Here is a 21,341-nt window from a genome sequence, read left to right as displayed (position 1 = left end):
TTTCCCTCGGCGACTACCGGCCTCTCGTTATGGTTGTCTGCCTGCTTCTTCCAACGCCGTCACGGCAGGGTGACCACGCTACGACTGGCGCCGACGTGCTGCACCACCCGATAGCCGGTCTGTGGCGGCGCGGGAGCCCTTTTCGCTGCCGGTCGCTCGACACCGGTCAACTCCTCGAAGCTGACGGTCTGGCCCGGCTCACTGAGGCTCTGGCCCAGGGATACCGGCAGGAAGCTGGCGCCGCCTGCCATCATGCGCAGATCATCGATCCCCTCGCCAAAGCCGGCGGCCTCCTCGCTGCCCACCACCGCCAGGCGCAGCCGCCCGGTGGTCTCGGCCAGCAGCAGCCGGGCGGTCTCGGTCTCGGGCATCGCCAGCACCGCGGTGCGCTCTCCACCCTTTTCGTCGTCACCGTCCACGCCCACCAGTCGCTCGCCGACCCCCAGCACCGACACGTCGGCAAACAGTCGTCGCGCCAGGCGGTGTCGCTCGCCACCTTCCCCCTGAGCCTCGGCAAAATAGAGCACGTCGACGCGATCCCCCGGGGCGACGAAACCACCGCCACCGATCACCGCATCGATGCCGACCCCCACCGCGCGAAAGCCCGGAGGCACCACCTCGGCCAGAGCGCTGCCACCGACAAAGCCGCTTTCACGCAGCACGTCGCCTTCCGCCAGAGGACGTGCCAGGCGCGTGTCGGGCAACTGATCGAGAGCAGAGAAGGTGCTTGCAGGCGGCTCGGGGAAGTAGGCCAGGCGCAACGCGTCTTCGAGATCGGCAGGACGCTCCCCCGCTGCCAGGTCTCTGGCCGCCACCAGAACCGGATGGCCCAGAGGTTCGGGGGTGGGCTCGGGGCCTGACACCGAATCGACGCTCGTCGTCATCGCGGTGCGACTTAGCGACCAGCCGATAAAGGCCATGACACAGGCAAGTACTACCAACCCGACGGCTGCCCAGCGCAACACCATTGGCGACATTCAAGCAACTCCCTTAGCATTCTAATATAAATCAATCGCAAATAAGACGGAGCGCATATTAGGGATCTTCGGTTGTCGGCGGGTTAATCGTATTGCTGATATTTTCGACAAAAGTGTTTAGCGCTTCCGGTATTCCCCCACTACTAAATGCGGCCACCAAGGCTACGGCTATAAGCGCAATAATGACCGCATACTCGATCGCACTGGCTCCGCGCTGCCCACGGTAGCGGGGGTGATTCAGGGAGGAAATCTTGCGCACAGGGGCCGCCTCGCCCCGGGAAAAGCGCTGGAATACTTTCATTTTGACACTCCTGCGTAAAATCGTTTTTTTCTTTGTATATCGTCAGCTTTTCGCGAGTGATTCCTGTTTTCTTCTTATACCTCCTGCCTCTTATTAATCCTTTTTTATTAATATCGACCTCTCTTTATTAGTAGTCATCCTGACTATTTTTGTCATCCTCTAGAATGAAACCAAACGTATCTATTGATTAACAGGAGATACAGATTGTTTCATCACACGAGATGACACTTGAATGATATATCGGACATTTCAACTCCAGGCATGGCCCTGCCCTGAGCAACCACTTCCCGCGACGCGACCGCCATGCCTGGCGACGGCATTACCTTGAGGCCGTCGCCTTGGGGTCATGGCCTTGACCCCCTTCCCCCATCACCGGACACTTGCCCACCTCGCCGCCGTCCCGTAGCGCCCTTGCCTTCAGCCGAACAGGCCTTTCATCGTGTCGACCTCCACCAGCACCTTCTCGTCCACCCTCGAACGCCTGCCGCGCATCGCCGGCCTGGCCTGGCCGATCATCCTGTCCAATATCACGGTGCCGCTGCTGGGCCTCGTCGACACCGCCGTGGTCGGCCACCTGCCCGATTCACGCTACCTGGCCGGAGTGACGCTGGGCGCGACCCTGTTCGGCTTCCTCTACTGGGGGTTTGGCTTTCTGCGCATGGGGACCACCGGCCTGACCTCCCAGGCGCTGGGACGCGAGCGCGACGATCAGGTGCGCCATCTGCTGGGGCAGTCGCTGCTGTTGGCAGGAGGGATCGGACTTGCGCTGATCCTGCTGGGTGACCCGCTGATCGCGCTGGGGCTATGGCTACTGGACGGAAGCCCCGAGGCTACCGGGCTCGCCGAGAGCTACGCCGCCATTCGTCTGCTGTCGGCGCCAGCGGTGCTGGCCAACTACGCCATCCTCGGCTGGTTCCTCGGCCAGCAGAACAGTCGGGTGACGCTGTTGCTGCTGCTGACCAACAACGGCGTCAATATCGTGCTCGATGTGCTGTTCGTAGTGGGGCTCGACATGACCAGCGACGGCGTGGCCTGGGCCACGGTAATCGCCGACTACACCACCGCCGCCCTGGGGCTGTGGCTGTGCCGTCGACGCCTGGGCCGACTGGGTGGACATTTCGAGCGGGCGCGACTGTTGACCATTGGCGCCTACCGGGAGCTGTTCTCGGTCAACGCCAACCTGTTCGTGCGCACCCTTGGCCTGCTGTTCGCCCAGGCCTTCTTTACCGCCCAGGGGGCGTCCCAGGGGGACACCGTGCTGGCCGCCAACGCGGTGCTGCTGCAGTTCATCATGCTGACCTCCTACGGCCTGGACGGCTTCGCCAACGCCGCCGAGGCCCTCACCGGTCACGCCATCGGTCGCCGTCGTTTCGATGACTTCGCGCTGTCGGTGCGCGCGGCGGCGTTGTGCTCGCTGGCCACCGCGGCCCTGGCAAGCCTCGCCTTCGCGCTGGGTGGCAACGCCCTGATCGCGCTGCTTACCGGCCTGCCGGAGGTGCGCGCCACGGCGGCCCAGTTTCTGCCCTGGATGGTCGCCATGCCGCTGATCGCGGTGTGGAGCTACCTGCTCGATGGGGTCTTCATCGGCGCCACCGCGATTGCCGAAATGCGCAACTCCATCTTCATCGGTCTGGCGGTCTATCTGCCGCTGTGGTGGCTGACCCAGGGGCTCGGCAACCACGGCCTGTGGCTGGCCTTTACGACCTTTACCGCAGTGCGCTCGGCGGTACTTGTGACCTACTATCTTCGCTATCGCAGCACGCGCTGGCGTGACACTGCCTGAGGAGCGACGGCCGAAGATCACCGATGGTGAATGTGCCGAGACGTTATCTGCCTTACAGGTGGTTTTGACTCACGGGCGCCTGCTGCGGCACCGTTGACTCCCAGTGGCCCGGGAAGGCCCTCTTTCACAACCAGAAGAAGCGATACACGCCATGCTGAGAGCATTGTCACGACCCGCCGTGAAACTGGTGGAACGCTATCTGCCAGATCCCTACATCTTCGTCCTGTTGCTGACGATCATCGCCGCCGCAGCAGCCATCGCCATCGAACGCCAGTCGCCCATGGCCGTGCTCACCTATTGGGGTGACGGCTTCTGGAACCTGCTGAGCTTCTCCATGCAGATGCTGCTGGTGCTGGTCACCGGCTTCATGCTGGCAAGCTCACCGCCGGTCAAGCGACTGCTGCAGAGCCTGGCAGGCCTTGCCAACAATGCCGGCGCTGCCATCCTGCTGGTGACCCTGGTGTCGCTGGCGGCCAGCTGGATCAACTGGGGCTTCGGTCTGGTGGTCGGCGCCCTGTTCGCCAAGGAGCTGGCCCGGGTCATTCGGGTGGACTATCGCCTGCTGGTGGCCAGCGCCTACTCCGGCTTCGTGGTCTGGCACGGTGGTCTTGCCGGCTCGGTGCCGCTGACCATCGCCACCGATGGCCACTTCTCGGTGGAGCAGATCGGCGTGATCGGCACCAGCGAGACGATCTTCTCCTACTTCAACCTGTTGATCGTGCTAGCTCTTTTCATCGCGGTGCCGCTGGTCAACCGGCTGATGCTGCCCGGCGAAAAGGAAAGCGTCTACGTCGATCCGGCGCTGCTGGGAGATGACGAGGACCGTCGGGTACGCATCACCCGCCCGGCCGAGCGCCTCGAGAACAGCATGACTCTGGCGCTGCTGGTAGGCGTACCGGGTCTGATCTATCTAATCAGCTACTTCGTCGGCGGCGGCGGTCTGAACCTGAACGTGGTCAACTTCATGTTCCTGTTCCTGGCCATCATCCTCCACCGCACCCCCCAGAGCCTGCTCAACAGCCTGCACGAGGGCATCAAGGGTGGCGCCGGCATCGTCATCCAGTTCCCCTTCTACGCCGGCATCATGGCCATCATGATCCAGTCGGGACTGGCCGAGACCATGTCCGAGGCGATGATCTCCTTTGCCACCGAGACCAGCCTGCCGTTCTGGACCTTCCTCAGCGCAGGCATCGTCAACATGTTTGTGCCCTCCGGCGGCGGCCAGTGGGCGGTTCAGGCCCCGGTGGTCATTCCTGCCGCCCAGGCGCTTGGCGTGGATATTCCCCGCGCGGCCATGGCCGTGGCCTGGGGTGACGCCTGGACCAACCTGCTGCAGCCCTTCTGGGCGCTGCCGGTACTCGGCATCGCCGGGCTAAAGGCCAAGGACATCATGGGCTTCTGCCTGATCCAGCTGTTCGTCACCGGCATCATCATCTCGGTCTGCCTGACCTGGCTGTAGAGGCCTCCCGGAGCGTCAGCCGGGCGCCTGGCGGCCTGTACAGCCGAGGCGACAACTGACTTTCAACGAGCGCCTTGTCCCCTTGCCGGGGGGCAAGGCGTTATGCTGTGGTGGAGCGCCAGACAGACGCCAACAGCCCCCTCCGCGCACCGTATTCCGAGGAAACTTCGATGGCAGAGCAGAGCCTACCGGGTCAGCACGAATTGAGCATGACCGTACTGATGACCCCCGACATGGCCAATTTCAGTGGCAAGGTACACGGTGGCGCCATCCTCAAGAAACTCGACGAGGTCGCCTACGCCTGCGCCAGTCGCTACTCAGGCCATTATGTGGTGACCCTGTCGGTGGACCAGGTGCGCTTCAAGCAACCGATCCACGTGGGCGAGCTGGTGACCTTTCTGGCCAGCGTCAACCATGTGGGCCGCTCTTCCATGGAGATCGGCATCAAGGTGGTGGCGGAGGACATCCGCCAGAAGGTCATTCGCCACACCAACAGCTGCTACCTGACCATGGTGGCGGTGGACCCCGACGGCCGCCCGGCCTCGGTGCCTCCGCTGACCCTGGACACGCCGATCCGCAAGCTGCGCTACGAAAAAGCCGCGTTGCGCAAGAAGTTGCGCAAGCAGGCCGAAGAGGAAGAGATGCGAACGAATCAGGAACTGGGCGAGCGCTGAACGCGAGCCATCCCCCAACAGCTCGATAGGTCTTCACACAGCAAGTCCACATTGCTGTCCACACAACAAGGCCGCCCCGAAGGGCGGCCTTGTCGATTGCCGAGCAGGCAGCATGACGCTCAGCCGCAGGCCAGCTCACGGATGACATCGGCATCATCCAGGCGCACGTTGAGGCGATCCAGCCGCAGGTCCATGGTGGCAACCCCGCCGGGACGCAGCACCCGCACCGTCTTGGCCCCGCTCTCGGCCTTGAGCCGTTCATCGAAGCTGGCGTCGTAGCTCTGGCCGACCAGGCCCTGCACCGCCTCGGCGTCGCAGGCCTCGGCCATGGGAGCGCGCTCCGGCGGCAGCGGTGCCGGTTCGCCGGATCCACCGGACGACGACGAGCAGCCGGCCAGAGCGGCGACCAGCAGCAGGGGAAGAAGTGGTTTCATCGATGGCCTCCAGTGCCAGAAATCCTTGTGCAAGCGCCCGCCAGCCTCGTATCGCTGCAGCGCGCCTCAAAACCTATCACGGCGCTGCGCCTGACGGACAGGCCGTGGTCAACTCGTTGCCAACTGACAGACCTGGCGGTCGGGACGACGAACACGGAACCTGTTGGAGACAGCAATGGCGGGAAAGTTCCGGCGGAGAAACGGATAGCGCGAGTCAGCAGAGGCACGGCGATAAAGAGCACCCATGGAGGGAACAGCGACGACGAGGCAACTCACCGCCGTGGTTCTTCTCGCTGCCCCTGCGTTTCCTGGCTTGGTCTAGCCGGAATGTTTCCGGCTAGACCGAGCTTTTCTGGCTAGCTGGAGCTTTTCTGGATCGCCTCTCCACCCTTCTCGATATCCTCGCCCACCCCACGAACGGTGTTGCAGCCGTTCAACAGCGCCAGGGTGAATACTGATACCAGAATCAACGACAGCATCCTTTTCATGGTTCCTATCTCCTTGCAGCCAGGCAGGTAAGCGAAATACATCATCCTCTGACAATCTAGCACGATCACCGCCCATCGCTAGCCTCCCAGCCAACGCTCGGACGAGGTAATCCGCCACACGGCACAACGCCAGACGCCGTCCGGCTACTGCGAAGCCCCTCACGACAGCGCCAGCTTGAGAATGATCACGCCAATCACCGCCACCGTCAGCCACTTGACCACCATGGCGCCACGGGAGCTCATGTTGACCTTCACCGCCAGCCAGGCCCCGGTCATGCTGCCGGCAGCCAGCACCAGGCCGTAGCTCCAGCGCACCTGGTCGTGCCACAGGAAGATGGCCAGCGCCGGCAGGGTGTAGACCAGGATGATCAGTACCTTGAAGGCGTTGACCTGGCCAAGATCGATCTTGAGCATGCGATAGAGCACGATCATGAACAGGATGCCGACACCCACCTGCAGAAAGCCGCCATAGAGCCCGATGACAAACATCGCCAGATAGACCCCAGGGGTCAGTCGCTCGACGGTCAGCGGGCGGGTGTCGAGCTTCGGCTGGGGCAACAGCATGATGATCGCCGCAGCCACCATCACCACCATCAAAATGGTTTCGAACAGGGCGTCGCTGACCCTGAGCGCCAGCCACACCCCCAGCATCGAGCCCAGTACCGCGGGCACCGACAGGCGCAGGCTGAGACGGATATGACGGGCGCCGGCGCGGAAAAAGTTGGCCACCGCCGACACGCTTTGCAGGGTGATCGACACCCGGTTGGTACCGTTGGCCACCTGCGGCGGCAGGCCCAGAAACATCAACAGCGGCAGGGTCAGCATCGAGCCCCCGGCCGCCAGCACATTGATAAAACCTGCCACGATACCCGCAAGCAGCAGGGCCACTCCCTCGACTGGCGTCATCTGTCGTCCTCTGTTCGAATCATCTGCGTTGTCACCCTGCCCACCCGCTCTGATGTACCCTAGGCGCTGGACACCATCCTGGAGGCCTTGCATGAGCGACTTCGTCGTCGATCCGCGCCTCGTCGCGGACAGCTACCCCATCACCGAACTGCCACTGTGTCAGCTGCGGCTGATGGACGACGCCCGCTATCCCTGGCTGATGCTGATCCCGCGCCGCGCCGAGGTGAGCGAGGTGTACGATCTGTCCGAACAGGACCAGCAGCAGCTATGGCGAGAGGCCACCCGCATCGGCAAGGCGTTGAAGGCCTATGCCAGCGGCGACAAGCTCAATATCGCCAGCCTCGGCAATATGGTCGCGCAACTGCACATCCACGTCATCGTTCGCCACCAGGGAGACCCCGCCTGGCCTGGCCCGGTGTGGGGTCAGGGCCAGGCGACGCCCTACGACAAGGACAGCCTTGCCGCCACCAAGGACCGTATCCTGGCGCTGGCAGGCGGGCTTTCCTTCAAGGGTTGAACGAGACGGTGTCATGCTCGGGGCAGTGCCCCGGGCATGGCCCCGGGCCGCCAGATAGCGGACTACAGCCCTGGTCCCATCGCGAAAGCCAGGTCGAAGCGGCCTGGCTCAGGCTCCCAGTCCCCCTGGTCGCCCTCCGGGGGACATCAGTGGCAGGCTGGGGTCGCTGGCGCCGACCTGAGACATCAGCAGGATCCCGAGCCCGGCGATCAACAGCCCCCCGGTCAGCGCTACCAGCGCACCCAGCCGCGCCATCACTCGACCACGAGCGGCGGAGGTCCGTGCGGCACGGGCGGCGACCCAGTCCCGCGCCAACACGCTGGCAAGCCCCAGCGTCGATACCGTCAAGGCGGTACCCAGCGACATCGCCAGTACAGCGGCCACCCCCATCCAGGGCTGGCCGAGCAGGCTGGTCACCCCCATCAGCAGCACCGCCCCTGAGCAGGGTCTTGCGCCGATCGCCAGCACCGCAAGCCAGGCCTCCCGACGCGGCCCGTGGGGCGAGACATGATGATGGCCGGAGCAGCAATCGTGGTGTTCGTGGTGACCGTGGTGGTGTTCGTGGTGACCGTGGTGTTGGTCGTGGCGGTGCGCTTCATGAGGGCCATGGTGGCCATCATGAGAAGGCGCCGGGTCCGCCGAGGAGGATCGCGCGATCTTGAGCAGTCGTCCAAGCGCCCGTGCACTCAGCCACAGGCCCAGCAGCGCGACCAGCGCAAAGCTCAGTCGCTCAACCCAGACCACGCTGCCCAGGGCCTCCCGGGTCAGCCAGCCAAGCCCCTGCACCAGCGCCAGGATCAGCACGATGGCCACCGCACCCTGCAGCAGGGCGGCCGCCACCGACAGCGCCAGGGCCCGCCGCCAGGCTCCGCCCTGGGAGACCAGGTAGGCACTGATCACGGCCTTGCCGTGGCCTGGCCCGGCGGCATGGAAGACACCGTAGAACAGGCTCAGGCCGATCAAGGTCAGCCAGGCGTCGGAGGAAGGCGTCCGGTCGAGCAGCGTTACCGCCTGGGTCAAGCGGCGGTGCAGGTCGGCCTGCATGGCGATGACCCAGTGTCCGAGGGCGTCCAGCGCTCCGCTGGCCTCGAGCGCCAGGATGAGCACCGCCACCACGCCCAGCGCCAGAACCAACTGCAGCCAGGGTCGTTGCCTGCTCAGCATGACACCCGCCCCGTCTCGGCAAAGAAGCGACCGAGCCCCTGGGGGGCGCTATCGTCGACATCGAGCTGGGCCGCCGCCATGACCTTCTCGGGATCGGGGTCGGCGACGATGATCGACGCCTGACAGGCATCCGGCACGCTCAACGCCTGGGCCAGAGGCCCCTCGTCGTCGGCTTCGTGCACCACCTCGACGTAGTAGGAGGGATCGAAGACGCGATATTCCAGGGTACTGCCGGCAAGGTCCTGAGGCTCGGCCAGCGGCAGCCGAAAGTGCAGCACCACGCGCTCGTCACGGGCCATCACCGTGGCTTCGCTGACCGCTGCGAAGGCCAGCGCCTTGCCGTCGACCTCGGCCTCGGTAAAGAAGTCCCGAGGCGCAAGATTGACCAGCATGTCGCCCCCCAGGCGATCCAGCGCGGCGTCCTGGCCATCCTCGGCGGCGCGAGCCTCCTCGAGCAGCACTAGGCTGTAGAAGGGATCCAGGCGCCACACCTGGCGCAGGGCGGTGACCCTGCCCTGGTCGTCGGTCTCGAGCGTCACCGACAGATCCACCCAGCTATGGGGATGCGCCATCGCCAGTGTGGCGGGCGCCAGCCACAGGCCGGCGCCCAGCGCGAGAGACAGAAGAAATGCCGCCACGGCGCGGCGATGCAAGTCCAAAGCGGCCTGAAATCCGGCCACAGCACGCGAGAGATAGATCAACGAGCGAGTCTTCCTTGTAGTTCGACAAACAGGGGTTCCACCACCGCAGGCGGCAGACGCCGCCCGCCACGGTAGCCTTGCAGCGAGACGCTGGCACCGGAGGCGCCGGCAGGCTCGCCCCTCGCCTCGATGCGATAGCCCGGCGGACGTGCCAGGGAGGCGTCGATACGCCCCAGTTCGCCGTCGGCCTGGGTGATGACATAGCCCTGCTCCATCAGCATCGCCAGGGTTTCGTTCAGGGCCGGCCCGGGCGCTACCGCGACCAGCATCTGGCGCGGCGGCTCGGCCATCGATGATGAGCCGGCGCACCCCGACAGCCAGACGGCCATCAGTACCACCGCCAGCGCCAGCAGTCTCTTTCCGGGGGCCTTTCCCTCCACTGATGTCCACCTTCGCGTCATTGCACACCCCCGCTGCTGGATGCCACCGACGCCAGTTGCTGACGCACTGATGCGCAGAAGTCGGCGTCACTGGCGGTGCGGGACTCACGTAGCTGGCCGGTCCAGTCAAACAGGCGAATATCCCGCGTCAGACGGACGTCCTGGCCATCCAGCGCCACCGAGACCCGCTCGACCCGGGTCGCATCGTCGTTGGTACCCCAGCCCCAGGAGCCAAAGCCGACCCCTACGCCGGCGCCGACGTGGCCACCGCTGCCACCCAGCACGAAGCCGCCCAGGCGTGGGCGCACGGCGTCGGCGTTATGGTAGGTGGTGCGCTCGGTCTTCTCGGCGCTGACCACCCCGAGTGCGGTATCGGTATCACGCACCAGGAAGTCGCGGCCTTCCAGCACCGTGACCACATCGGCCAGGGATACCGAGCCGGCTACCACCGGCCATTGACACCCGGACGAGGGAGCGGGTTCCGCCACCGGCATCTGCTGAGGCGTGCTCTGACAGGCGCTTAGCCAGGGCAACAGGCCCAGCACCGCCACTGATGAGCATTTCGCCCAAATGTTGCGGCCTCTATCGGGCAAATTTTTGTACATTTGCATCAGGACCTCCCAGCCAGGGGCGTGAAATACTGTCAAGAGTCTACGCTGTCCCGAGCCACGGGCAAACGCTCGCCCAGCCGAACCTCGGGCCCAGCGGCGATCCGCCTGTCGCCCCTCAGGCGTGCGCCCACCTTTTCACCAGAGGACCGACCATGAACCTGTTGATCTGCCCCGACAGCTACAAGGATGCCCTGGCCGCCAGCGACGCCGCCCGCGCCATTGCCGAGGGGGCCCGCCGCGCCGACCCGGACATCACCATCGACGAGTGCCCCATGGCCGATGGTGGCGAGGGCAGCCTCGACGCCCTGCTCGGCGCCACCGGGGCCGAAAAACGCAGCGCCAGGGTACAGGACGCCCTGGGGCGCCCCGCCGAGGCCGCCTGGGGTTGGCACCCAGCGTCCCGCACCGGCTATATCGAGCTGGCCGAGGCCAGCGGCCTGCAGGCGCTGGGCCCGTCAGAGCGCACCGCGCTGGACAGCACCACCCACGGTGTCGGCGAGCTGATCCTGGCCGCCCTGGACGCTGGCGCCGAACGCCTGTTGATTACCCTGGGCGGCAGCGCCACCAACGACGGGGGCGCCGGCATGCTGGTGGCCCTGGGTGCACGCCTGCTCGACGCCGACGACCAGCCGATTCCCCCCACCGGGGCGGGACTCGAGGGACTGGCACGGGTGGATCTGTCGGGGCTCGATTCGCGCCTGGCCGATGTCAGGGTGGAGGCGGCGGTGGACGTGGACAATCCGCTGCTGGGCGAGCGCGGCGCCAGCGCGGTCTTCGGTCCCCAGAAGGGTGCCAGCGAAGCCGATGTAGCGCGCCTGGACGCCGCCCTGGCGCACTGGGCCGACAAGGCTGCCGAGTGCCTCGGCGAGGACCTGCGCGACGCCCCCGGCACTGGCGCGGCCGGGGGCATGGGCTTTGCCGTCGCTGCCTTCCTTGGCGGCGAGCTTCGCCCAGGTATCGAGATGATCATGGAACAGGCCGGCATGGACGAACGCCTGGCACGAGCGGATCTGGTGATCACCGGCGAGGGTCAGCTCGATGGCCAGAGCCTGTCGGGCAAGACCCCGATCGGCATTTCGCGGGCGGCCCGCGCCAAGGGGGTGCCAGTGATCGTGCTGGCCGGTCGTATGGCGCCAGGCTGGCAGGCGGCGCTGGACGAGGGCGTCAGCGCCGCCTTCGCCCTGGCCGACGGCCCGATGGCACTGGACGAGGCGCTGGAACGCTGCGCCGAGCTGCTCGCCGATCGCAGCGAGAACCTGATTCGCACGCTCCAGGCCATCGGCCGTTGAAGGGAGGCTCGGCCTACCAAGGTGACAGGGCTGCCCTTGAAAGCGGCCTTCGTCGTCCCTATGTCATCCCTACGTCATAGGCAGGCGTCATCAATGGACGCTATCGTGGCGATGGAAGAGATTCACTCTCCAACGCCCTCCCTTAGGGATAGACTGGAACACAGCGATCAAGGAGGTATTGCATGAGCGACACTAACGCCATCGGCCTGCATTCAGGCAGCGCCAGCGATCTGGCCGAAAAGCTCAACGAGCTCCTGGCCAACTACCAGATCTTCTACATGAACGTTCGTGGCTATCACTGGAATGTGAAGGGCTCGAACTTCTTCGAACTCCACGAAAAATTCGAGGAGTTCTACACCGACCTGCTGGCCAAGGTGGACGAGGTCGCCGAGCGCATCCTGACCCTCGGACACAAGCCGGTTCACGCCTACAGCGACTATATCTCGCTGTCGCGCATCACCGAGGCCAAGGACGTACATGACGGCGAAGCCTGCGTACGCGGCGTGCTGGAAGGCTACCAGCGGCTGATCGAACTGCAGCGCGAGATCCTGTCCGTTGCCTCCGACGCCGACGACGAAGGCACTGCCTCCCAGGTCGGAGACTACATCCGCGAGCAGGAAAAGACCGTGTGGATGCTGGGCGCCTACCTGGGCTGACCCCCTGGCGACCCACGCAGTGCAAAGGAAGACGCCCCGCTCGGCTTGAGCGGGGCGTCGTCGTTTACGGCGGTCACTTCAGTCGTCGTCGACGGCCTGACCATCGTTGCCCAGCGTCGCCGGCGACTGAGCCGCCCTTTTGAGCCCCTCCGGCAGCGGCTTTTTCATCCGCGCGCCGAGGCGTTCGAGCTCGAGCGCCTGAGCGACCAGGCTGCCCTGGCCCTGGGACAACCGGTTCATCGCCTGGTGATGACTGGCGCTGGCGCGCTCCAGGTGCTTGCCGACGTCGTCGAGGCTGTCGACGAACCCCGAGAACTTGGCCAGCAGGCGCTCTGCCCGTGACACGATGACCCGGGCGTTCTCGTTCTGGCGCTCCATGCTCCAGAGCCCCGCCACGGTACGCAGACTGGCCAGCAGGGTGGTCGGGGTGACCACCACCACCTGGCGGTCGAAGGCTTCCTGGAACAGCGAAGGATCACGCTCGAAGGCCGCGGCGAAGGCCGGTTCCACCGGTACGAACAGGAACACGAAGTCCGGCGAATGCAGCCCCGGCAGGGCCGGGTAGTCCTTGGCGGCGAGTTCGCGGATATGGCTGCGCAGCGAGGTCAGGTGGGCGCTCATGGCGCTTTCGCGCTCGGTTTCGTCGTCGGCGTTGACCACCCGGGTCCAGGCGGTCAGGGAGACCTTGGCGTCGACGATCAGGTGGCGATCCTCGGGCAGGTAGATGATGGCGTCGGGACGCTGGCGTCCCTGCTCGCCGTTCATCGACACCTCGCGGCGGTACTCGATGTCGCGCCGCAGGCCGCTGCGTTCCAGCACGGTCTCAAGCATCAACTCGCCCCAGCCGCCCTGGGCCTTCTGGTCGCCCTTGAGCGCCCGGGCAAGCCCCGCCGCCTCCTCGCCGAGGCGGGCGTTGAGACCCGCCAGCTGCTCGATCTGGGCCTTGAGCGATACCGCCTCGCGGCTGTGCTGTCCGGTCAGGTCCTCGACCCGCTGGCGGAACTGGTCCACCTGCTCGCGAAACGGCTTGAGCAGCGACTCGAGTCCCTCGCGGCTCTGGGTCTGGTAGGCCTGCTGGCGCTCGTCGAAGACCTGGCCCGCGAGCCGATGAAATTCCTGCTTGAGCTGCTCCCGGGAGGATTCCACCAGCGCCATCTGCTCGCGATGACGCGCCGCCATCTGCTCGCGCTCGGTCTCCAGGCGGGCGTTGTGCTCACGCACATCGGCGAGCTGCTGACGGGCGGCCCCGAGCTCGCCCCGCTGGGTCTCGAGCTGCTCTCGGCTGGCGTCGAGCTGGGCATCGCTGATGGCCAGCTCCTGCTCGAGCTGGCGTGCGGCCTCGCGCCGCTGCTCGAGCTGAGCCTTGGTCGTCTCGAGCTCTGCTGCCAGGGCCTGTTCACGCCGCTGCCCCTGTCGATGCCCTCGCCAGGCCAGCGCCAGCAACGCAATCGCCAGCAGCGAGACGCCGGCAAGAGCCGGCGCCAGGGGCTGGGCGAACAGTGACTCGAGGGCCGGACTCATCTCAGCCTCATATCAGCGGGTGCCCTCGGCCAGGTCGCCGATCAGCGCCTTGAGCAGGCCGTAGAATTCCTCCACCGAGGCGATCTCGACGCGCTCGTCCGGCGAGTGGGCGCCGCGAATCAGGGGGCCGAAGGAAATCATCTGAAGCTCGGGGTACTTGCCGCCGAGAATCCCGCACTCGAGCCCGGCGTGGATGACCTTGATCTCCGGGTCCACCGCCAGGCGCTGACGATGCAGCTCGCAGAAGCGCTTGAGCAGGTCGCTGTCGGGCTGAGGCGTCCAGCCGGGGTAGCCGTTCTCGACCCGGGTACGGGCACCGATCAGCTCGAACAGCGCGGTGAAGCGCTCGGCCAGATCCATGGTGGCGCTGTCGCGCAGTGAACGCACCAGGGCGCACAGGTGAAAGCGGCCGTTCTCGAGGCTGACCACGCCCAGGTTGTTGGAGGTCTCGACTACGCCTGGCACCTCGACGCTCATGCGCTCGACACCGCAGGGCGCGGCATGCAGCGCCGCCACCAGCAGGCGGCTGGCGTGGCGGGTCAGCGCTTCCTCGCGCGGCGTGGCGCAGGGCTCCAGGGTCAGCCGCAGGCCCTCGTCGACGCCGGACAGCTCACGGCGCATATCGGCCTCGAGGCGCTCGATGCGCGAGCGCAGCGCGTCGATCTCGTCCCGAGGCACCATCACCACCGCCTCGGCCTCGCGGGGGATGGCGTTTCTCAGGGTGCCGCCACGGTAGTCGACCAGGCGCACCTCACAGCTGTCGAGGGCGCGCAGCACCCGCACCAGCAGGCGATTGGCGTTGCCCAGCCCCTTGTCGATATCGATCCCGGAGTGGCCACCACGCAGTCCCTTGAGGCTCAGCGTCAGGGCTTCTTCGTCCTCGCCCACCGACTCCACCGGCAACTGGGCCTCGACCACCACGTCGGCGCCACCGGCACAACCGATGTAGACCTGGCCACGGTCCTCGGAGTCCAGGTTGAGCAACAGACTGCCCTCCAGCCAGCCTTCGGCCAGATTCAGCGCACCGCCCATGGAGGTCTCTTCCTCCAGGGTGAAGATCGCCTCCAGCGGACCATGGACGAGTTCATCATCGCCGAGGATCGCCAGCGCCGCCGCCACCCCCAGGCCATTGTCGGCGCCCAGGGTGGTCTGGTCGGCCTTGAGCCAGCCGTCCTCGACCCGCGTGACGATGGGATCCCGGGTGAAGTCGTGGGGCTTGTCGGCGTTGGCCTGGGCCACCATGTCCAGATGGCCCTGGAGGATCACCCCCGGTGCCCCTTCGCGCCCGGGGCTCGCCGGCTTGGACAGACGCAGGTTGCCGTAGGCGTCACGGTCGTGGGCGATGCCGCGCTCGTCTGCCCAGGCTTCAAGGATCTCGACCAGAGCCGCCTCGTGGCCCGAGGGGCGCGGCGTGTTGCACAGGGTACGGAAGTGACGCCATACGGCGGTCGGAGCGAGGCTATCGAGATGTTCGTTCATGATGTCTATGTCTGCCTTTGCGAATGTTGGCACTCTACCCTCGCCCCGGGGCCTTGGAAAGGGTCTCCAGCAGTGCCAGGGCTCGGCCCACGGCGTCCCGCAACCATTGCTTGACCTGTGCCTTGCCGCGCAGCGATAGCCCCTGCGCCAGGGAACTTTCCGAACGTCCCTGAAACGCCCACGCTGCGAGCCAGGCCAGACTGTCGTGGTCATCGCCAGCCTTGGACCTCGCCTTGGACCTCGCCTTGGACATGGACGACGACATGGGCGGCGACAGTGACAGCGACGCCAGCCGGCGAACCAGAGCCTGGATGGCCGGACGCGCCAGCGCCGGCTCGCGCTGGCCCCTGGCCAGGTCCTGGAGCTCACGACGGTCATCGGCGTCGAGCGAAAAGCGATCTTCGGCGTCGAGCGAGAAGCAGTCCTCGACGCCCGCCAGCAACGCCAGCACCAAAGGTGGCGACAGGCGTGTCAGTTCGAAGGCCAGCAGCCCCGGCAACTGCCGCTCAAAGCGCCGCGACAGCCGCTCGATCAGGTCCCGGTTGTGCTCCCCCAGGGCCAGCGCCACCATCGCCGCATGCTCGCCGGTGGCGGCCTCCCGGGTCAGTCCCAGGCGCACCGGACGAAAGCCCTGCGCCTGCCAGAACGCCAGCAGCTCGGGATCGGCGCCGAAGCTCGCCCCCAGCAGCGCCTTGCCGGCCTGTTCGGCCTGGCATGCCGCCTCCTGGATTAGCCTCGCCCCGCACCCCAGGCGGCGCCAGTCGGGGTGTACGGCAATCCGGGTGATGCGGGCGCTGGGTGCCTTCAGCGCCGCTGCTTCACCAGCGTGGGCCGCCAGCGACTGGGCCATCAGGTGACCACGCGGGCGTCGCCGTCCCAGCAGCACTCGCTCGGCCAGATCGGCATCGAAGCCGCCCTCATCGACGTACACGCACACCGCCAGCGGCGCACGTGGTGTACCAAGGATCGAGATGCGGGTCGCCGGTGCGTCAAGCAGCGCCCGCAGGTCCGCCGGGGTGGTGCGGTAGTGAGCCTGGACCAGCAGGCCGAAGATGGCTCTCAGGGAGGCTTCGTCCCGGGCCAGGACCTCGCGATCGAGCGTGGTACAGGGCAGCTCGGCCAACTTTTGACCAGGACAAGGCGCACTCACCCTCGCCCCCTTCGGCACTGTGGGAAGTTCTGCATCCAGGCACAGCAGCGCGTCGATGGCCCGCTCAAGGGGGTCTCCATCGGCCCAGCGTATCGGCGTCCTGAGCTCGATGGCCTGCCACTGGGGCGTCTGCGCCTCCAGATGACGACGAAAGCGCAACGCAAAGCCTCGCCCCGAGCCCTCGTAGCCGTGCACCGTGGTGGCGAAGGCGAGCCGCGGAAATGCCGCCAGCCACTCGCCCAGCAGCGCCGCCGGAATCGCCGCCGCCTCGTCCACCAGCAGCAGCGAGCCGGGGCCGCCGGCTTCCCCCCGGGCGACGGCGTCAGTCAGTGCGTCAGGGGCGATAAAACGCACCCGCCCCCCGGGCGCCTCGAAGTCCCTTTCGTCGCCCTGTCCCTCGGGCAGCAGCGTCGCCAGGCGCTCGAATACCGGCGCCACCGAGGACGCCCTCGGTGCCGTCACCAGGATATCCAGCGGCGCCTGGCACTGCTGCTCGGCCTTGACCAGCAGGCGGGCGCAGGCGATGCCCAGCGCCGCCGACTTGCCGCGACCACGGTCGGCGGTGATCACCAACGGGCGGCGACGCCTGAGCCGCGTCAGCCGACGTACCACCTCGGCCTGGTCGGGGCTCAGGCAATCCGGGTCGGGGCTGTCTAGACACGGGCTGTCTGGACAAGGGTTGTCTGAACATGAGCCATCGGCAAAAGGGCTTTCCTGGCCATCATCGGGCGTTGCCGTCAGGCCCTCCCCCTGCCGCCAGCGCAGCATCCCGGGAAAACCCGCCAGCAGCCGATGGCAGCGCTCTAGATAACGGCTCGTGAGCTGTTCCGGCCGCCAAGGGTGAGCCGCCAGGCGGCGGTAGTCGTCGTCGGGTCGGCGGCCACCGTCGTCGGGGGTCAACAGCACCAGCAGGCCTCCCGCCACCAGGGTGCCGGCCACCGCCCCCAGGGCGTCAGGATCGAGGCCAGTGCCTGGCGAGGCGGCGTCGAACACCACCAGGTCGTGCTCGCCGCCGAGCCGGGTACGCGCCTTGGCGGCGGGAAGGCGCTCAAGCGACGGCGGGGGGTTGGCGGCCCTGGCATGGGCCCCGGTGCCGGCCCTGTCAGCAGCCTCGTCGATCGCCGCTTCCCCGACCCACAGCGGCGCCGACCATCCGCCTAGGGCCAGGCACTCGCGGGCAACGCCCCGCGCCCGGTCAGGAGCCTCGCTCACCCACAGCAAGCCGCGAAAGCGCCGCCCTCGCAGTTGCTGTCGAAAGGCAGCGAGCCGCGCGAGGTCCTGTCGGGTCAAAAAGTGGGACATTAAGGCTCCCTGATAAATCAACTTTGGTCTAAAGGCTGCGCCGATTAAACGATCGAGCCGACTACGGCAGCGCAGCATAGATGTCGCTCTAACTTATTCATTTTGCTGAATTGTCGAAACTTTTTCTCACGCCATCGACTGTGCAGCCGCCAAAAAAGTGTGCCGTTTCATCGACATGGGTCGCATCGATCATCTCTTGAAGACCGTGCTAGCTTGATGAAGCCGAGGCGCCATCGTGGGCCAACCCCACGCTGGAACGCCACTACCCCCAGGCACCGAACCCAAGACAATGGCCCAGGGTGCCGGACGCAATTTCGGTGAGGCAGCGATCGCCTCCTTTGCACAGAACACAACAACCCACGGGGAGCACCTGCATGAAGCAAATGACCAAGTTTACCCTGACCAGCATGGCTGCCGGCATCGCCCTGGCCGCCCTGTCGAGTGGCGCCATGGCCCAGGAAAAGTGGACCATGACCACCACCTGGCCGGAAAACCTCGACCTGATCCAGATCGACAAGCACTGGGCCGAGCTGGTCAACCAGCTGGCCGGGGACGAGATCCAGATCGAGTTCTACGCTGGCGGCACCCTGATGCCCGGCACCGAGGTCTTCGACGCCACCGAGACCGGCAGCATCCAGGCCGCCGGCGACTGGCCGGGCTACTGGGCCGGCCGCAGCCCGGCGTTCTCGCCGCTGGCAGCCACCCCCAGCCTGTTCAACGGCATGGACTACCTGAACTGGATCACCCAGTGGGGCGGCTTCGAGCTCTACCAGGAGATCTACGGCCAGTACAACCTGGTCTACCTGCCCTACGGTATCACCAACAACGAGTCCGGCTTCCGCGGCGGCACCCCGATCGCGTCTCTCGCCGACATCGAAGGCAAGCGTCTGCGTCTGTCCGGGCGTGACCAGGGGCGGGTGCTCGAGCAGCTTGGTGGTTCCCAGGTCACCCTGGCCGGCGGCGAGATCTACCAGGCCATCGAGCGTGGTGTGGTCGACGGCGCCGAGTTCTCGACCCCCGGTGTCGACTACAAGGCCGGCTTCTCCGAGGTTGCCGACTACTGGATGACGCCGGGCTGGCACCAGTCTGCCAGCGTGTTCGGTGTAATGATCAACAAGGACGCCTGGGACGCTCTGTCCGAGGAGACCCAGGAGAAGCTGAAGATCGCCTCCGAGGCTACCATGGCCTGGTCGCTGGCCTGGTCCGAGAAGCAGTCCACCGAGGGTACCGCCAAGTTCCTCGAGGACGGCACCACCATCAACCAGCTGTCCGAGGAAGACCTGGCCCAGATCCAGGAGGTCACCAATAAGGTGATCGTGCAGGGTTCCTGCGAGGACCCGATGCTCGGCAAGGTCTACCAGTCGATGATCAGCTACATGCAGGACTACGCCCAGTGGCGTGACGTCTCGGTGCCCTACAACATGAGCCGCGTCACCGACAACCTGCCGTCGCTTGACGAGATCGAAGCCTGCCTCGAGTAACAACCAGGCACGTTTCTGTCACTACCGGCCGGCGGCTCTCTGCGCGAGGCCGCCGGTCATCGTTGGACTTCGACGAGAACCCCACCATGAACGCCATTGCCAAGGCCATCGACTGCTTGAACGAGTGGTTCGGCCGTTTGATCGCTCCGCTGATCGCGATCATCACCCTCGTGGTGGTCTACGACATCGCGATGCGCTTCTTTATCGGACGCCCCAGCGACTGGGCCTTCGACGTCACCACCATGCTGTTCGGTACCCATTTCATGCTGATGGCCGCCTACGGGCTGCGCCACCACGCCCATGTGGAGGTGGACATCGTCAAGCAGCTGCTTTCCCGGCGCGGTCGCGCACTGATCGACCTGCTCGGCTACCTGCTGTTCTTCACCCCCTTCATCATCATGTTCATCACCTATAGCTGGCGCTTCTTCGAGCGCTCCTGGAGCCGCGCCGAGTCCACCTACGGCATCGTCTCGATCCCGGTCTACCCAGTAAAAGCCGTGCTGGTCATCGCCAGCGTGCTGATCCTTCTGCAGGCCATCGCCATCGTCATTCGCGCCATCAATGAGCTGACAGGCCAGGGCGTGGAGGAAGCCAAATGAGCGCTGAACTTCTGACCATCTTCATGTTTGCAGGCCTGATGCTGGGGCTGTTCATGGGCCACCCGTTGGCCTTCGTGCTGGGCGGTGTCGCGGTACTCGGCGCCTGGTTCGGCCCCGGTCCCCAGGTGCTCGGCATCATCATCAACAACATCTATGGGCGCGCCATGGACAATTATGTCCTGGTGGCGATCCCGCTGTTTATTCTGATGGCGCGCTTTCTCAATGACTCGGGCGTCACCGAGAAAATGTTCGAGAGCATGCGCCTGTTGCTCGGACGCGTGCGCGGCGGCCTGGCGCTGACCGTGGTCATCGTCTCGGTGCTGCTGGCGGCCACCACCGGCATCGTCGGCGCCTCCATCGCGGTGATGGGCCTGATCGCCCTGGCACCGATGCTCAAGTACGGCTACAACAAGGGCCTGTCCGCCGGCGTCATCATGGCCAGCGGCTGTCTCGGCATCCTGATTCCGCCAAGCATCATGCTGATCCTGATGGCCAGCTACTCGCCGGTGTCGGTGGGTGCGCTGTTCGCCGGTGCCCTGGTGCCGGGTCTGCTGCTGGGCTCGATGTACGCGCTCTACGTGCTGGTGATCTGCCTGATCAAGCCCGACTTCGGCCCTCCTGTAGGCGCCGAGGAGCGTGCCGAGACCAGCACCGGGGAGCTGGTGATCCGCTTGTGCAAGTACGTACTGCCGCCGATGAGCCTGATCCTCGGGGTGCTGGGCGCCCTGTTCACCGGTATCGCCACCGCCACCGAGGCCTCGGCCATCGGCGTGACCCTGGCCTTCCTGCTGTTCCTGATCTTCGGTGATCGCAAGCTGTCGACCTGCTACAACACCTTCATCGAGGCCGGCAAGACCACCACCATGGTGATGTTCGTGCTGGTGGGGGCGACCGCCTTCACCGGGGTGTTCTCCATCGGCGGCGGCATGGACGTGATCAGCGAACTGGTGCTGGCGATGCCCGGTGGCACCACCGGCGCACTGATCCTGATGTTCCTGCTGGTATTCGTGCTGGGCATGTTCCTCGACTGGACCGGCATCGTGCTGCTGAGCTTCCCGATCATGCTGCCGATCATCGAGACCATGGGCGTCGACATGCTGTGGTTCGTGGTGATGGTGGCGGTGGTATTGCAGACCTCCTTCCTGACCCCGCCCTTCGGCTATGCGCTGTTCTACCTGAAGGGCGTGGCGCCACCGGAGGTCGAGACCCTCGACCTGTACAAGGCGGTGATCCCGTTCTGCGCGCTGATATTGATTGCCTGCGTGCTGATGTCCTACTTCCCCGCCCTGGTCACAGGCCTGCCCTCGATGCTGCTGGGCTACTGACCCTCAGGGTAGCCTCCAGCACAACCACACAGCCCCCGCTTCGCGGGGGCTACTCGTTTAGAACGACGATTTTGACAGTGCGTTTCCGGCATATTCTTCGACTTTTCACCCCCTCGCGCTCCTGATTGGGTAAAGCCTCGACGC

General features: G+C 65.7%; 21 protein-coding genes. 9 read left to right on the top strand and 12 right to left on the bottom strand.

Annotation, left to right across the window (positions count from 1 at the left end; translation table 11 throughout):
* Nucleotides 1-59: 59 nt before the first annotated feature.
* Together cpaB and C6W88_RS00525 are read right to left on the bottom strand one after the other, a co-directional pair.
* Nucleotides 60-977 (bottom strand): Flp pilus assembly protein CpaB, encoded by a 918-nt coding sequence (cpaB, locus tag C6W88_RS00530; RefSeq protein ID WP_108131150.1) that lies wholly within the window; start codon nucleotides 975-977, stop codon nucleotides 60-62.
* A 58-nt stretch (nucleotides 978-1,035) separates the two neighbouring features.
* Nucleotides 1,036-1,278 (bottom strand): Flp family type IVb pilin, encoded by a 243-nt coding sequence (locus C6W88_RS00525; RefSeq protein WP_108131149.1) that lies wholly within the window; start codon nucleotides 1,276-1,278, stop codon nucleotides 1,036-1,038.
* A gap of 439 nt (nucleotides 1,279-1,717) precedes the next feature.
* Between C6W88_RS00525 and C6W88_RS00520 the strand changes: the two genes are divergently transcribed.
* The 3 genes from C6W88_RS00520 (at nucleotide 1,718) to C6W88_RS00510 (ending at nucleotide 5,194) form a co-directional block, all read left to right on the top strand.
* Nucleotides 1,718-3,061: an MATE family efflux transporter gene (locus C6W88_RS00520; protein ID WP_231498423.1), complete on the top strand. Its 1,344-nt coding sequence runs from the start codon at nucleotides 1,718-1,720 to the stop codon at nucleotides 3,059-3,061.
* Nucleotides 3,062-3,212: 151 nt separating this feature from the next.
* Entirely contained in the window at nucleotides 3,213-4,520 is a 1,308-nt protein-coding gene (locus C6W88_RS00515; protein ID WP_045991402.1) for a short-chain fatty acid transporter, read from the top strand.
* A 170-nt stretch (nucleotides 4,521-4,690) separates the two neighbouring features.
* Nucleotides 4,691-5,194 carry an acyl-CoA thioesterase gene (locus C6W88_RS00510; protein WP_045991401.1) on the top strand — a complete coding sequence of 168 codons (504 nt, stop codon included), beginning with the start codon at nucleotides 4,691-4,693 and terminating at the stop codon, nucleotides 5,192-5,194.
* A gap of 119 nt (nucleotides 5,195-5,313) precedes the next feature.
* On the opposite strand, the gene C6W88_RS00505 is transcribed toward C6W88_RS00510, so the two are convergent.
* The 3 genes from C6W88_RS00505 to C6W88_RS00495 all read right to left on the bottom strand — a co-directional run bounded on the left by C6W88_RS00505 (nucleotide 5,314) and on the right by C6W88_RS00495 (nucleotide 7,022).
* Nucleotides 5,314-5,628 carry an I78 family peptidase inhibitor gene (locus C6W88_RS00505; protein WP_045991400.1) on the bottom strand — a complete coding sequence of 105 codons (315 nt, stop codon included), beginning with the start codon at nucleotides 5,626-5,628 and terminating at the stop codon, nucleotides 5,314-5,316.
* Nucleotides 5,629-5,984: 356 nt separating this feature from the next.
* Nucleotides 5,985-6,116: an entericidin A/B family lipoprotein gene (locus C6W88_RS00500; protein ID WP_045991399.1), complete on the bottom strand. Its 132-nt coding sequence runs from the start codon at nucleotides 6,114-6,116 to the stop codon at nucleotides 5,985-5,987.
* A gap of 159 nt (nucleotides 6,117-6,275) precedes the next feature.
* Complete coding sequence (locus C6W88_RS00495; RefSeq protein WP_045991398.1) at nucleotides 6,276-7,022, bottom strand: sulfite exporter TauE/SafE family protein; 747 nt, start codon at nucleotides 7,020-7,022, stop codon at nucleotides 6,276-6,278.
* Nucleotides 7,023-7,113: 91 nt separating this feature from the next.
* On the opposite strand from C6W88_RS00495, the gene C6W88_RS00490 reads away from it, so the two are divergent.
* Nucleotides 7,114-7,539: an HIT domain-containing protein gene (locus tag C6W88_RS00490; RefSeq protein WP_108131148.1), complete on the top strand. Its 426-nt coding sequence runs from the start codon at nucleotides 7,114-7,116 to the stop codon at nucleotides 7,537-7,539.
* Nucleotides 7,540-7,647: 108 nt separating this feature from the next.
* On the opposite strand, the gene C6W88_RS00485 is transcribed toward C6W88_RS00490, so the two are convergent.
* Genes C6W88_RS00485 through C6W88_RS00470 form a run of 4 tightly spaced genes read right to left on the bottom strand, consistent with a single transcriptional unit; the run spans nucleotide 7,648 to nucleotide 10,335 of the window.
* Nucleotides 7,648-8,703 carry a nickel/cobalt transporter gene (locus C6W88_RS00485; protein ID WP_108131147.1) on the bottom strand — a complete coding sequence of 352 codons (1,056 nt, stop codon included), beginning with the start codon at nucleotides 8,701-8,703 and terminating at the stop codon, nucleotides 7,648-7,650.
* On the bottom strand, nucleotides 8,697-9,341 hold the full coding sequence (locus tag C6W88_RS00480) for a DUF1007 family protein (protein ID WP_231498421.1): 645 nt from the start codon (nucleotides 9,339-9,341) through the stop codon (nucleotides 8,697-8,699). Before C6W88_RS00480 ends, C6W88_RS00485 begins: the two co-directional genes overlap by 7 nt.
* Before the next feature lie 59 nt (nucleotides 9,342-9,400).
* Complete coding sequence (locus C6W88_RS00475; protein WP_231498419.1) at nucleotides 9,401-9,784, bottom strand: hypothetical protein; 384 nt, start codon at nucleotides 9,782-9,784, stop codon at nucleotides 9,401-9,403.
* A 17-nt stretch (nucleotides 9,785-9,801) separates the two neighbouring features.
* Nucleotides 9,802-10,335 (bottom strand): hypothetical protein, encoded by a 534-nt coding sequence (locus C6W88_RS00470; RefSeq protein WP_108195008.1) that lies wholly within the window; start codon nucleotides 10,333-10,335, stop codon nucleotides 9,802-9,804.
* 212 nt (nucleotides 10,336-10,547) lie between these two features.
* On the opposite strand from C6W88_RS00470, the gene C6W88_RS00465 reads away from it, so the two are divergent.
* Together C6W88_RS00465 and C6W88_RS00460 are read left to right on the top strand one after the other, a co-directional pair.
* Nucleotides 10,548-11,684 carry a glycerate kinase gene (locus tag C6W88_RS00465; RefSeq protein WP_108131145.1) on the top strand — a complete coding sequence of 379 codons (1,137 nt, stop codon included), beginning with the start codon at nucleotides 10,548-10,550 and terminating at the stop codon, nucleotides 11,682-11,684.
* A 182-nt stretch (nucleotides 11,685-11,866) separates the two neighbouring features.
* The gene (locus tag C6W88_RS00460; RefSeq protein ID WP_108131144.1) at nucleotides 11,867-12,340 is read left to right on the top strand and encodes a Dps family protein; all 474 of its coding nucleotides are present in this window, start codon (nucleotides 11,867-11,869) and stop codon (nucleotides 12,338-12,340) included.
* Nucleotides 12,341-12,418: 78 nt separating this feature from the next.
* On the opposite strand, the gene rmuC is transcribed toward C6W88_RS00460, so the two are convergent.
* From rmuC to C6W88_RS00445, 3 genes are read right to left on the bottom strand one after another with little or no spacing between them, the layout of a single operon-like run.
* The gene (rmuC, locus tag C6W88_RS00455) at nucleotides 12,419-13,861 is read right to left on the bottom strand and encodes a DNA recombination protein RmuC (RefSeq protein ID WP_108131143.1); all 1,443 of its coding nucleotides are present in this window, start codon (nucleotides 13,859-13,861) and stop codon (nucleotides 12,419-12,421) included.
* 12 nt (nucleotides 13,862-13,873) lie between these two features.
* A complete protein-coding gene (locus C6W88_RS00450) occupies nucleotides 13,874-15,340 on the bottom strand; it encodes an aminoacyl-histidine dipeptidase (RefSeq protein WP_108131142.1) in 1,467 nt (488 codons plus the stop codon).
* A 34-nt stretch (nucleotides 15,341-15,374) separates the two neighbouring features.
* Nucleotides 15,375-17,792, bottom strand: a complete 2,418-nt coding sequence (locus C6W88_RS00445) for a tRNA(Met) cytidine acetyltransferase TmcA (protein ID WP_108131141.1) — start codon at nucleotides 17,790-17,792, stop codon at nucleotides 15,375-15,377.
* 374 nt (nucleotides 17,793-18,166) lie between these two features.
* Between C6W88_RS00445 and dctP the strand changes: the two genes are divergently transcribed.
* From dctP to C6W88_RS00430, 3 genes are all read left to right on the top strand, one after another.
* Nucleotides 18,167-19,273: a TRAP transporter substrate-binding protein DctP gene (gene dctP, locus C6W88_RS00440; RefSeq protein WP_108131140.1), complete on the top strand. Its 1,107-nt coding sequence runs from the start codon at nucleotides 18,167-18,169 to the stop codon at nucleotides 19,271-19,273.
* An 86-nt stretch (nucleotides 19,274-19,359) separates the two neighbouring features.
* Entirely contained in the window at nucleotides 19,360-19,872 is a 513-nt protein-coding gene (locus C6W88_RS00435; protein WP_045991387.1) for a TRAP transporter small permease subunit, read from the top strand.
* A complete protein-coding gene (locus C6W88_RS00430; RefSeq protein ID WP_045991386.1) occupies nucleotides 19,869-21,197 on the top strand; it encodes a TRAP transporter large permease in 1,329 nt (442 codons plus the stop codon). The genes C6W88_RS00435 and C6W88_RS00430 overlap by 4 nt, the downstream gene beginning before the upstream one ends.
* Nucleotides 21,198-21,341 lie beyond the last annotated feature (144 nt).

The organism is Halomonas litopenaei (assembly GCF_003045775.1).
GTDB classification, from domain to species: Bacteria; Pseudomonadota; Gammaproteobacteria; order Pseudomonadales; family Halomonadaceae; genus Halomonas; species Halomonas litopenaei.
Note: the sequence above shows the minus strand (reverse complement) of the source record. Positions and strands in the feature narration are given on the sequence as shown.